This is a genomic window from Faecalibacterium sp. Marseille-Q4137 (assembly GCF_017377535.1).
In the GTDB taxonomy this organism is placed as follows: domain Bacteria; phylum Bacillota; class Clostridia; order Oscillospirales; family Ruminococcaceae; genus Faecalibacterium; species Faecalibacterium duncaniae.
On sequence record NZ_JAFREK010000022.1, the window covers coordinates 37,070 to 49,501 of the forward strand.

At 59.9% G+C, this 12,432-nt stretch carries 9 protein-coding genes, 1 other RNA gene, 1 pseudogene and 1 other annotated feature; of the genes and pseudogenes, 7 read left to right on the top strand and 4 right to left on the bottom strand.

All coding sequences use genetic code 11. The features are described from left to right. Nucleotides 1-30 precede the first annotated feature (30 nt). Entirely contained in the window at nucleotides 31-1,389 is a 1,359-nt protein-coding gene (trkA, locus tag J3353_RS10120; RefSeq protein WP_207684790.1) for a Trk system potassium transporter TrkA, read from the top strand. A 12-nt stretch (nucleotides 1,390-1,401) separates the two neighbouring features. Then, nucleotides 1,402-2,844: a TrkH family potassium uptake protein gene (locus J3353_RS10125; protein ID WP_005930985.1), complete on the top strand. Its 1,443-nt coding sequence runs from the start codon at nucleotides 1,402-1,404 to the stop codon at nucleotides 2,842-2,844. Between the two features lie 54 nt (nucleotides 2,845-2,898). On the opposite strand, the gene J3353_RS10130 is transcribed toward J3353_RS10125, so the two are convergent. Further along, nucleotides 2,899-4,104, bottom strand: a complete 1,206-nt coding sequence (locus J3353_RS10130) for an MFS transporter (protein WP_207684791.1) — start codon at nucleotides 4,102-4,104, stop codon at nucleotides 2,899-2,901. 427 nt (nucleotides 4,105-4,531) lie between these two features. Next, nucleotides 4,532-4,773: a binding site (T-box leader), on the top strand. 85 nt (nucleotides 4,774-4,858) lie between these two features. Between J3353_RS10130 and pheS the strand changes: the two genes are divergently transcribed. The 3 genes from pheS to J3353_RS10145 are packed head-to-tail and all read left to right on the top strand — an operon-like array spanning nucleotide 4,859 to nucleotide 8,815. Continuing rightward, nucleotides 4,859-5,881 (top strand): phenylalanine--tRNA ligase subunit alpha, encoded by a 1,023-nt coding sequence (gene pheS, locus J3353_RS10135; protein ID WP_005930972.1) that lies wholly within the window; start codon nucleotides 4,859-4,861, stop codon nucleotides 5,879-5,881. Nucleotides 5,882-5,899: 18 nt separating this feature from the next. After that, on the top strand, nucleotides 5,900-8,311 hold the full coding sequence (gene pheT / locus J3353_RS10140) for a phenylalanine--tRNA ligase subunit beta (RefSeq protein ID WP_207684792.1): 2,412 nt from the start codon (nucleotides 5,900-5,902) through the stop codon (nucleotides 8,309-8,311). 3 nt (nucleotides 8,312-8,314) lie between these two features. Continuing rightward, nucleotides 8,315-8,815: a methylated-DNA--[protein]-cysteine S-methyltransferase gene (locus tag J3353_RS10145; RefSeq protein WP_207684793.1), complete on the top strand. Its 501-nt coding sequence runs from the start codon at nucleotides 8,315-8,317 to the stop codon at nucleotides 8,813-8,815. Nucleotides 8,816-8,879: 64 nt separating this feature from the next. Here the strand turns inward: J3353_RS10145 and ssrA are convergent. The 3 genes from ssrA to J3353_RS10160 form a co-directional block, all read right to left on the bottom strand. Next, nucleotides 8,880-9,228: a transfer-messenger RNA gene (gene ssrA / locus J3353_RS10150) on the bottom strand. A gap of 62 nt (nucleotides 9,229-9,290) precedes the next feature. After that, a complete protein-coding gene (smpB, locus tag J3353_RS10155) occupies nucleotides 9,291-9,773 on the bottom strand; it encodes an SsrA-binding protein SmpB (protein WP_005930963.1) in 483 nt (160 codons plus the stop codon). Between the two features lie 111 nt (nucleotides 9,774-9,884). Beyond that, complete coding sequence (locus J3353_RS10160; RefSeq protein ID WP_207684794.1) at nucleotides 9,885-10,403, bottom strand: GNAT family N-acetyltransferase; 519 nt, start codon at nucleotides 10,401-10,403, stop codon at nucleotides 9,885-9,887. Between the two features lie 324 nt (nucleotides 10,404-10,727). Here J3353_RS10160 and J3353_RS10165 point away from each other — a divergent pair, with 324 nt between their 5' ends. Together J3353_RS10165 and J3353_RS10170 are read left to right on the top strand one after the other, a co-directional pair. After that, the gene (locus J3353_RS10165) at nucleotides 10,728-11,801 is read left to right on the top strand and encodes an alpha/beta hydrolase (RefSeq protein ID WP_242700919.1); all 1,074 of its coding nucleotides are present in this window, start codon (nucleotides 10,728-10,730) and stop codon (nucleotides 11,799-11,801) included. 18 nt (nucleotides 11,802-11,819) lie between these two features. Beyond that, nucleotides 11,820-12,432, top strand: a pseudogene (locus tag J3353_RS10170) (transglutaminase domain-containing protein); the annotation flags it as partial.

Genomic DNA, 12,432 nt, shown 5'->3' on the forward strand with positions numbered 1-12,432 from the left:
AAGGCGGGAGGGACGGAAAGGACATTTTCTATGAAGATCATTCTGGTGGGCTGCGGCAAGGTCGGCACAGCGCTGGCACGACAGCTCAGCGAGGAAGGCCACAATGTCACGGTCATCGATACCAACAAGGCCCGTGTGGAGCATATCAGCGAATCCTATGACGTGATGGGCATTACCGGCAACGGCTCCTCCATCACAACGCTGTCCGAGGCGGGGATCGAGGAGGCGGACGTGTTCATTGCGGTCACCGGCTCGGACGAGCTGAACCTGCTCTGCTGCATGTTTGCCAAAAAGGCGGGCCACTGCCACGCCATTGCCCGTGTGCGCAACCCCTCCTACAGCCATGAGCTGGACTTCATCAAAAAGCAGATCGGCATTTCGGCCATCATCAACCCGGAGATGGCGGCGGCGCGGGAGATCTCCCACCTGCTGCGCTTCCCCGGTGCCAGCAAGATCGATACCTTTGCGGAAGGCCGGGTGCGGCTGATCAAGTTCACCCTGACCGAGGCACAGGCACTGGACGGCGTGGCCATCCGGGAGATCCCCACCCGGCTCAAGAGCGATATCCTGGTCTGCGCCGTGGAGCGCGACGGCGGGGTCATCATCCCCAACGGTAACTTTGTGCTCCAGACCGGCGATCAGGTCACCTTTCTTGCAACGCAGGAAAAGGCCCACGAGTTCTTCCAGCGCATCCATCTGGCCGTGCGCCCGGTGCGCAATGCCCTCATCGTGGGCGGCGGTGCCATTGCCTTCTACCTGAGCCAGGAGCTGCTGGAAAACCATGTCCGGGTGCGGATCGTGGAGCGGGACCCCGCCCGCTGCGATGTGCTGGCCCAGGCCCTGCCCGAGGCACAGATCCTGTGTGAGGACGGCTCCAACCGCGAGTTCCTGCTCTCCGAGGGCCTGACCTCCACCGAGGCCTTTGTGGCCCTGACCAACATCGACGAGGAAAATGTCCTGCTGACCCTGTTTGCCAAGAAGCATTCCAACGGCAAGCTGGTCACCAAGATCAACCGCCTGGAATTTGATGATATCCTGGCCGGGCTTGATCTGGGCAGCATCGTCTACCCCAAGTACATGACCTGCGATTACATCGTGCAGTATGTGCGCGCTTTGCAGAACGAGGCAGGCAGCAACATCAAGACCCTGTACCGCATTCTGGACGACCGTGTGGAGGCGCTGGAATTTACGGTCCATGAGAAGAGCCGCGCCACCGGTGTGCCCCTGAGCCAGCTCCACCTGAAAAAGAACCTGCTGCTCTGCTGCATCACCCGCGGCAACGAGATCAAGATCCCGCGCGGCGGCGATGAGATCCAGGTGGGCGACAACGTTATCGTGGTCACGCTGGAGCACGGCCTGCATGACCTGCGGGACATCGTGGAAGATTAACGGAGGCGCGGCATGAATTATGCGATCGTTCTGCGGCTGCTGAGCTACATCCTCTATTGCGAAGCCGCGCTGCTCCTGCTGCCCGCCATGGCCAGCCTGATCTACGGTGAGTGGATGGTGCTGGGCGTGTTCCTGCTCACGGCAGCGCTTTCTGCGGTGGCGGGCGCTCTGCTCCACCGCATCAAGCCCAAGAGCCAGATCTTCTATATGCGGGAGGGCTTTGCCACCACGGCGCTCTGCTGGCTGCTCATCAGTGTGGTGGGCGCGGTGCCCTTTGTGCTCACGGGCAGCATTCCCAACCCGGTGGATGCCATGTTTGAGACCGTTTCCGGCTTCACCACCACCGGTGCCAGCATCCTGCCCGCCGTGGAGGACCTGCCCAGGGGCATCCTGTTCTGGCGCAGCTTCACCCACTGGATCGGCGGCATGGGCGTTCTGGTGTTCCTGCTCTCCCTGCTGCCCCTGACCGGCGGCTCCCATGTCAACCTGATGAAAGCCGAAAGCCCCGGCCCGCAGGTGGATAAGCTGGTGCCCAAGGTGCAGTCCACGGCAAAGATCCTCTATGGCATTTATTTTGGCCTGACTGTCATCGAGTTCGTGTTCCTGTTGTTTGGCGGGATGCCGGTGTTTGAAGCTCTGCTGACCTCCTTTGGTACAGCGGGCACCGGCGGCTTCGGCTTCCGCAATGACAGTTTTGCCAGCATGTCGCCCTATGTCCAGTGGGTCGTGACCATCTTTATGATCCTGTTTGGCGTGAACTTCAACGCCTATTTCCTGCTGCTGATGCGCCGCTTCCGCCGCGCTGCCGCTAGCGAGGAGGTGCGCGCCTACTTTGTGATCATCGGTGTGGCTGTGGTCATCATCACGGCCAACATTTACAGCATGTACAACGGCTTGGGCGAGGCCCTGCGCCACGCCGCCTTCCAGGTGGGTTCCATCATTACCACCACAGGATTTTCCAGCTGTGATTTTGACCTGTGGCCCACCCTCTCCAAGGAGATCCTTGTCATGCTGATGTTTGTGGGTGCCTGCGCAGGCAGCACCGGCGGCGGCATGAAGGTCAGCCGCCTCCTGCTGATGGGCAAGACTGTGGGCAAGGAGCTCAAGCAGGCCCTTCACCCGCAGGTGGTGGCCCCTGTCCGGATGGACGGCAAGGTGGTCAACCATGAGACCATCCGTGCCACCAATGTCTATGTGGCCGCCTACATCTTCATCTTTGCGGCATCCTTCTTCCTCATCAGTCTGGATGGCTTTGACATGGTGACCAACTTCACCGCCATTGCCGCCACGTTGAACAACATCGGCCCGGGCCTTGCCCAGGTGGGCCCCATGATGAACTTTGGCAGCTACTCCAACCCCGCCAAGCTGGTTATGATCTTTGACATGCTGGCGGGCCGTCTGGAGATCTTCCCCATGCTGGTGTTCTTTATGCCGGACACCTGGCGGCGGTTCTGAGCAAAATAACAAAGCGGATGCGCTCCCACCGGAACGCATCCGCTTTTTGCTGTATCAGGATTCCTGCGGCCTTTTCCTCAAGAGCGCCACGCCGCTCAGCACGATGACCCCGCCCAGCAGGGCAAGGCCCGCACCAGCCTGCCCGAAGGCATCGCCGACAGCACCCACCAGAGGACTTGCGGGAATCATCAGCAGGCTGTAGGCCATGCCGTCCACGCTGATGAGGGTGGCCCGCTGGTCACTGGGGATGGCATCGTTCAGCTTCTGGCTCTCGTGGAGCAGATAGACCTCCAACACACCCTGCACCAGCATCATGCCCAGGATGCCGCCCCAGGCAGGCGCAGCACCCACCAGCAGAGTGCCCACACCGCAGAGCAGGGCACAGGCTGTGTAGAGCCGCCGCATGGAACGGCATCTCACCCTGCGGCCGATCTCAGTGCCCGCAACGCAGGCCAGACCGCCCAGCAGCAGGGGAAGGAAGAGCAGCTCTGTGGGCCAGCCCAGCTCAACGAGCCGCTGCTGCAAAAACATCTTGGTCAGGTAACTGGGCACGCTGATGAGGGCGCTGGATGCGATAAGTTTCACCGCCATTGGGCAGGTGTGCAGGACATGCAGGCTGTCCCGCACCAGCTGGCGGAACTGTTCGGGCAGAGCGCGCAGCGCGTGCTTTTCCCGGTTGGCCTGCGACTCAGTGACGATGGGCTCCGCAAGCAGCATGTTGGCAAGGGCGGAAGCACCCTCAAAGGCGGCGTTCAGCAGATAAAAGCCTGCGTAGCCGAGAAACTGGTTCAGGATGCTGGCCATGGAGCCCACGGCGTTGGCCAGCATGGAGATCTGAGAGCCGTTGGCAGAGACCTGAATGTATTCCTCTTCGCAGCCCTCCTGCTTCAGGCTGTCGTAGACCAGCGCCGTGGAGGTGCCGGAGAACATGGTCATGGCCAGCGCGTTCAGCCCCATGGCAAAGCAGATGGTGAACAGGTCTGACGCAAAGGCCATCAGCAGGCTTTGCAGGACCATGCACACGCCGCCGGACACGAGGGTCTTTTTCCGGCCCAGCAGGTCTGCCGCCATGCCGCTGGGCACTTCACACAGCAGGCTGACAACATGGAACACGCTTTCGGCCAGGCCGATCTCCCACAGGGAGAAGCCCCGGGCCGCCAGCAGGGCCACCCATACCGCATCCGTGATGCGCAGACCGGAGAAAAAGTCGGAGATGTAAATGCAGCGAAGCTGCTGTTTCAAGTTGAGATTCTGATTCATGGGGAGCACCCTTTCTATTACAATGGATAGGACTGTGTGCCCATTTTCAGGCAAAACAAAAGCGCCCCACAGAAAAGCTGCGCGGCGCTGAAAATCATGCTCCACGTCTTGCTGAAAGGTTTCCTCGATTTGGCTCCCCTATGAAGGGAACTGGCTGCGCCAGAGCGCAGACTGAGAGGTTCTGTTTCCAATAAAAGGGTACACTTCGAGCCGGAACGTATTAAATCTGACCTTTTTTGAAAAAGATGCAGCCATTCCAACCCATCTGGGTGTACCCTCCTTTCAGTAAAACGTTATGCTTATAATACCATACTTTCGGCCAAAACACAAGCAAAACCGTAAAATTCAGGGAAAAAGTGCCGCCCCGGCTTGCAAACAGGCCCAAAGTGTGGTAAGATGATATCCGGTTATGAAACCTGAATATCTTGAAAACGCAGCGACGGAGAGAGTACGCATGCAGTTCCACAGCAAAGAGAGAAGCTTCACCGGCTGAAAGGGCTTCCGCGTGGGTGTGTGCCGAAGTTCGCTCCTGAGCGGTCTGCCCGAACGGCTTCTATTAGGGCAGGACGGCGCGCCCCGTTACGGCGTTTGAGAGCCGCCCTTCTTTGTGCAGGGCGGAAACCGGGTGGTACCGCGGAGCATTGGATTTGCAAAGGCTTCGTCCCTTTTGTCCGGCCAGAAATGGCCCGGCAGGGGACGGGGCCTTTTTTGCTGCCCCGCTTTGAAAACACGAACTGAGAAGGAGAGAATTTCCATGCAAGCAATGATCGACGAGCTGGCCAAACAGGCCGCAGAGAGCCTCGGTCAGGTCTCTTCCAAGGAGACGCTGGCCTCGTTCTGGCAGGAATATCTGAGCAAAAACGGCAAGATCCCCGCGCTGATGAAGAATCTGCGCTCTGTCGCGCCCGAAGAGCGCCCCGCCATGGGCAAGATCATCAACGAGCTCAAGCAGAAGGTGCAGGCAGACTACGATGCCGCCGCTGCCAAGGTGAAGGAGGCCGAGCTGGCCGCCCGCAACGCCGCTGAGACCGTGGACATCACCCTGCCCGCCAAGACCCGCACGGTGGGTGGTCTGCACCCCCTGACGCTGGTCACCAACCAGATCATCGACGTGTTCTCCGGCATGGGCTTTGCCGTGGCCGATGCACCTGAGATCGAGGATGACGACCACAACTTCACCCGCCTGAACGTGCCCAAGGATCACCCTGCCCGCGACATGCAGGATACCTTCTATCTGTCCGACGAGTTCCTGCTCCGCACCCAGACCTCCGGCGGCCAGATCCGCACCATGGACAGCCAGAAGCCGCCCATCAAGGTGCTGATCCCCGGCCGTGTGTTCCGTTCCGATTCCGATGCCACCCACAGCCCCATGTTCCACCAGATGGAAGGCCTGGTCGTGGATAAGGGCATCACCTTGGGCGACCTGCAGGGCGCGCTGAACACCTTTGTGCAGAAGCTGTTCGGCAAGGACACCCGCACCCGCCTGCGTCCCTCTTACTTCCCCTTCACCGAGCCCAGTGTGGAGGTCGATGTCAGCTGCTTTGAGTGCGGCGGCAAGGGCTGCCCCCTGTGCAAGCACACCGGCTGGATCGAAGTTCTGGGCGGCGGTGTTGTCAACCGCAAGGTGCTGGAGAACTGCAATATTGACCCGGATGAGTATTCCGGTTTCGCCTTCGGCATTGGCATCGAGCGCATCGCCATGCTGAAGTACGGCATCAACAACATCGGCCTGATGTTCGAGAACAACCTGCAGTTCCTCAAGCAGTTCCATGAATAAGAGGGGAGAGAACAGACAATGAAAGTACCTTTCAGTTGGTTAAAAGAATTCGTTGATATCGACGTTACCGCTCAGGAGCTGGAGGAGAAGCTGTTCTCCTGCGGCTTTGAGGTGGAAGAGCTGATCCCGCTGGATGCAGGCATCAGCAAGGTGGTCGTTGGCAAGATCGTGGAGATGGAAAAGCAGGAAGGCACCCACCTGACCAAGTGTGTGGTGGACTGCGGTGATTACGGCCACGATATCCGCATCAGCACCGGTGCCGCCAATATGAAGCTGGGTGACTGTGTGCCCGCCGCTCTGGATGGCTCCACCCTGCCCGGCGGCATCAAGATCAAGGCCCGCAAGATGCAGGGCGTGGAGTCCAACGGTATGCTCTGCTCCGGCGAAGAGCTGGGCCTGAACGATGACCTGTTCCCGGGCTCTGAGGTCTATGGCCTGCTCATCCTGCCCGAGGATTCCGTTCCCGGCACCGACATCGCACCCGTTGTCGGCCTGGATGACTATATCTTCGATATCTCCATCACCGCAAACCGCCCCGACTGCCAGTCTGTGCTGGGCATTGCCCGCGAGGTCGCTGCCATTCTGGGCAAGCCCCTGCACATGCCCGCCATGGATTACAAGGCTGTCTGCGAGCCGGATGCTCCCATCACCGTCCAGGTGGAGGCCCCTGACCTGTGCCCCCGTTATATGGCGCACTACGTCCGCAATATCCGCATGGGCGAATCTCCCCGCTGGATGAAGCGCCATCTGGCCCTGTGCGGCCTGCGCTCCATCAGCAACGTGGTGGATATCACCAACCACACCCTGCTGGAAATGGGCCAGCCCATGCACGCCTTTGACCTGAACAAGGTCGCCGGCCGCACCATTGATGTGCGCCGTGCCCACGAGGGCGAGAAGATCGTGACCCTCGATGAAAAGGAGTTCACCCTGAACCCCAACAATCTGGTCATCTGCGATGCCGAGAAGCCTGTGGCTCTGGCCGGCATCATGGGCGGTGCCAACTCCGGCATGGATGAGAACACCACCAGCCTGCTGTTCGAGTGCGCCACCTTCGCCCGTGACTGCGTCCGCAAGACCAGCCGTGCCCTGGGCCAGAACAGTGATTCCTCTGCCCGCTATGAAAAGGGTGTGGACCGCAACTCTCCCGAGCTGGGCCTGGCCCGTGCCCTGCACCTGATCCAGGAGCTGGACTGCGGCGATATCACCACCCTCGAGTATGACCTGACCGATGGCCGCCCGCTGGAGCGCAAGCACATCGTGACCACCCCTGCCAAGATCTGCGGCGTGCTGGGCATCACTGTGCCCGAGCAGACCATGATCGATATCCTGCAGCGCCTGGAGTTTACTGTGGATGTGCAGGCCGATGGCAGCTGGGATGTGTCTGCTCCTCTCTACCGTGAGGATGTGGAGAGCTTCCCCGATCTGGCGGAGGAGGTCATCCGTGAGTATGGCTATGACCACATCAACCCCACCTTCCTGAACACCGCCTCTGTCACCAACGGCGGCCTGAGCTACGCCCAGAAGCAGCAGCTCAAGACCAAGCGTCTGCTGGCTGCACAGGGCTTCTATGAGGCATCTACCCTGGCCTTCTACTCCAACGCGGAGCTGGATATGCTGCACATCCCCGCTGAGGATGCCGCCCGCAAGGCCATCCGTATTCTGAACCCCATCAGCGAGAACCTGTCCATCATGCGCACCCTGCTGACCCCGTCCATGCTGAATGTCATCGTGGACAACCTCAAGAAGGGCAATGCCGAGGGCCGCCTGTTCGAGATGGCTCCCGTCTATCTGGCCAAGGAGCTGCCCATCAGTGAGCATCCCCATGAGCGTCAGACCCTCTGCATCGGTGCCTTTGGCCCCGAGGAGGACTTCTTCACCGTCAAGGGTGCAATGGAGGCGCTGGCCGCAGGCTTTGACCTGACCTTCACCTACGAGCGCGAGACCACCCCGTGGCTCCACCCGGGCATCAGCGCCGCTGTCTACTGCAACGGCAAGCGTCTGGGCGTGTTCGGTAAGCTCTCCAATGAGATCAATGGCGAGCTGGAGATCGCAAAGGACCAGAAGGACAGCCAGAACATCTATCTGGGTGAGCTGGACTATGAGGCTCTGATGTCCTGTGTGGACGGTGAGCTGCGCTATAAGCCGCTGAGCCCCTACGCTGCCGTCAAGCGTGACCTGGCCCTTGTCTGCGAGGAAAAGGTCACCTGTGGCGAGATCGAGGACACCATCAAGAAGGCAAGCTCCCTCATCACCGAGGTCAAGCTGTTCGATATCTACCGCGGCGCAAACCTGGGCGAGGGCAAGAAGAGCATGGCCTTCTCCCTGACCCTGTCTGACCCCAGTGCGGAGATCTCCGCTGATCAGGTCGAGCGCACCGTCAAGAAGGTGCTGGGCAACCTGAAGTTCAAGCTGGGCATTGAGATCCGATAAACGGTGATCTATACACAGCACTATGAGTCTCCTCTGGGCGGCATCCTGCTGGCCGCTGATGACACCGGCCTGACCGGCCTCTGGTTCGAGGGGCAGAAGTACTTTGCCCGCACCCTGGATGCGGTGCATCAGGAGCAGGAGACCGCTGTGCTCTCCGAGGCCAGACGCTGGCTGGATGTTTATTTCGGCGGGCAGGAGCCGGACTTCACCCCGCCGCTCCATCCCGCTGGCTCTGCCTTTCAGCAGGAGGTGTGGGGGCTGCTGCGCCGCATCCCCTGCGGCCAGACCACGACCTATGGTGCACTGGCAAAGCGGCTGGCCGCAGAGCGCGGCCTTTCCCGGATGTCTGCGCAGGCTGTGGGCGGGGCTGTCGGACACAACGTGATCTCTATTATCATTCCCTGCCACCGCGTTGTCGGAACAAACGGCAGCCTGACCGGATATGCAGGCGGCATCGACAAAAAAGCCGCGCTGCTGAGACTGGAAATGAAAATGACGCGGTAAGAAATGCAGCAAATGAAAAATCCGAACCTTTTCCCGATGGGAAGAGGTTCGGATTTTTCTTGTGTGGTGGAGGCGATGGGAGTCGAACCCATGTCCGAAAAGAGTTCAGCGTAGGTGTCTCCGGGTGCAGGCGATCAACAACATTCCCTCCGCGTCACGCCGGTCGCCAGGCTAACGCATTGGTAGCTTCATGAGTTCCTGCCGGTCCGCAAAGCTTAGGTCCGTTCAGGTGCTGTGTCTAAAGGACGCCCCGGCCCCACACGACACAAGAGTGGGCGGAACGCGCAGCACTCAGGCTGCGAGCAACTGATAATTATTGTTGTCAGTTAATTTTTTGGAGGAGTTTAGAGCAGGTCCCCCACTGCTACCCGCTGCCCAGGCCTCGCTCCCCCCGTCGAAACCTTTACGCCCCCATAAAACACACCTTGCGGTGTGGGTAAGCTTTGAAGTTTCCGGGCAGGAATGCTGCCTGAAATCAATAGTAAACGCCGTTGGATTTAACGGCCCGGTCGATGGAGCGCTTGGCATCGCGCTTGGCGGCATCTGCGCGCTTATCATAGAGCTTTTTGCCCTTGCACAGGCCCAGCTCCATTTTGACGCGGCCATGCTTGAAGTAGAGCGAAAGCGGCACAAGAGTGTAGCCCTGCAGCTTGCACTGCTGGTGAAGCCGCCGGATCTCATTCTTGTGGGCCAGCAGCCGCCGCACCCGCATGGGGTCCTGATTGAAGATGTTGCCGTGGTCGTAGGGGGTGATGTGCATTCCCTTGACCAGCAGCTCACCGTCCTCAATATCGACCCAGCTGTCTTTCAGGTTCACGCCGCCGGCACGCAGGCTCTTGACCTCGGTGCCTTTCAGCTCAACGCCGGTCTCCAGCGCTTCCAGAACGAAATACTCGTGGCGCGCTTCCCGGTTTGTGGCAATCGTCTTGGTTGCCGGACGCTCTTTGGTCGGTGCCATTCCGCGCGCCTCCTCTCTCGTTTTGGTATCGTTACGTTAGTATATCATATTTTTGTGGATTTTCAAGGCCGCTTTTTGAAAAAACTGTAAATCTTTTCCGCAAAAAACGCCTTACAGCTTTTTATAGCCCGCCGGTTCGTCCGCTGCACACCGCCGCTCCATCAGGTAGGTGTCCAGCCAGCGGCCGTGGCAGTCCCGGGCAATGCGCTCCCGGCGGCCCACCACGCGGAAACCGCATTTCAGGTGCAGGCCCCGGGAGGGGGCGTTGTCCTGCAGCACCGTGGACTGCAGCGTCCAGTACCCGGCCTGTTCGGCCTCACGGCAGAGCGCTGTGAGCAGGTGAAAGCCCAGTCCCTTGCCCCGGAATTTCTCCCCGACATAGATGCTCACCTCAGCCACGCCGCGGTAGCACCAGCGGGGGTCTACCCGATGCAGGGCTGCCCAGCCGGCTACGACCCCATCGTCCAGCACCACCAGGCGGCATTCCCTGGTATGGGATGCGTCCCAGGCGGTGTAGGGCGGGCAGTTGGTCTGGAAGGTGGCGTGCTCGGTGGCAATGCCCTCCAGATATATTTTGGACACAGCAGTCCAATCCTCCGGCATCATGGGCCGGACTGTGATCTCACTCATATTCCTATCCTGACCGGAGCCGCAATGCTCCGGTTTCCCCTCATTGCGTGTGCAATATCTTTTTTCAGTATAGCAGAATCTGCTGCAAATCACAATGGAAACCTGTTCACCTCAGGCCGGGCAGAGTGTCTGGAATCTGAATACCCGGCCCCCGGAAACGTGGAGATCACAACGCATGGATTTTGTGGGCAGATTTGTTTTGACAATACCGGCGGGTGTGATACAATAGAAAAAAACCAACCGGTGCCGCCTGTGCAGTCTCATATTATAGTCCTCTGTATGGGAGAATGCAATCAGGGCGGTGCAGGGGGAAAGGAACGGAACATGAAACAGGCAAAACGAATCGTTGCGATGGTGCTGTGTCTGTTGGCACTGCTGGCCCTGCCCGCCGGTGCCGTGATGGAAAAGGGAGAGCCCAACATCACGGCCCAGACCACCATGAAGGAAGTGCGCAACAACCCGGGCATCAAGAACTCCGGCTTCTACACCTACTCGCAGGATAAGGACTGCCCGCCGGGTCAGGCCCTGTGGGAGATGACCACTGTGGAAGGCTACACCAACGAGTATGTGGCCGAAGGCTGTGCCAAGGGGCTGAATCTGGTCATTGAGAACTACAACAATGGCGTGCAGGTCACTCACTCGTTCTACACGGATGCGGAAAAGGCGGCGGACCGCACCAAAAACAACACCGGCCTGTTCTATTTCCCGGCCAAGGCCGAAAATGCCAAGTTTGCGCTGATCCTGGCTGGCAGCGGTGCCAATGAGAGCGCCGAGCTGGAGGAGGGGGCCTGTACGGCCTGGCAGCTGCATGAGCTGGGCTATGCCGCCTTTATTCTGCGGTATCGCGTCTGGACGGATGCTTCCGATGATGCTCCGCTGGAGGACATCGGCCGGGCCATGCAGTACATTGAGGAACACGCTGCGGAGTTTGGCATTCAGCCGGAGCAGTATGCCATTGTGGGATATTCCATGGGCGGCCACCTGACGGGCCTGTTCGGCACGGAATCGGTGGGGTATAAGCATTACAATGTGCCCAAGCCCGCTGCCCTGCTGCTGGGCTACCCTATCAACGATATGACCTACATCAAGCCCATCTACCATGTCATTCAGGATATCGGCGCGTACGGCCCCAAATACTATACCCGGAACCTTTCGGATGAGATCACGCCGGACTACCCCGCCACCTACCACTGGCACGGCGTGAACGACACACTGCTGAAGGAGCTGGTCTACTGGCGGCAGGGACCGCAGCTGGAAGCTGCCCTGCAGGCCAATCACGTCAAGCATGTTTACCGGGTGTTCAACAATGCACCTCACGTCTGCGGCATCGGCACCGGAACAGATGCCGAGAACTGGCTGGTGGAAGCCACTGCTTTCTGGGAAGAGCAGTGCGCCTGAGAGAAAGGATGAAACAGGATGAAAGATCTGAACGAAACATTTGTGCATCTGAACGTCGGTCTGCCCGATGATGTGGAGCGGCTGAAGGCCGCAGGCTATTACAAAGAAGCCATGGCACGGATCGATGAATATCTGGCCGAGGACTGGACGGAGACCCAGAACAGCCCCCGCAGTCAGGGACTGGAAATGCCGGAGTATGAGCAACCCGCCAACCCTGTGCCCCACGGCGTGGACGCGCTGCGGGATGCCCTGCTGGTGCAGAAGGAGATCATGCGCCGCCTGCCGCAGGAGTACTGCTGGAACGAGGCACAGGCCGTGGCCCGGATGCAGGGCCTTGTGCGGGATTTCACGGTGGAGGAGTTCCGCCAGCTGGTGCATGAGGGCCGGGTGGACTGGCGGTTTGTGGAAGGGGAGAAGCACTACCTTGACCGCTTTGCCGAGACGCTGATCGCCACCCACGCCGACCTTGCCGCCCGTCAGCTCGACCCCCCCCCCCCCGCCACGCTGGCCCCGGAGCGCCGCCCCCCCCTCCCCGACCAGATGGAGCGGGAAGGGCAGGGCAGTGCCCGCCTCACGCTGAAGACCCGCGGGGGGGAGGGGGGTGAGGCCGTTGGCGCCGCCCCGGCTCAAG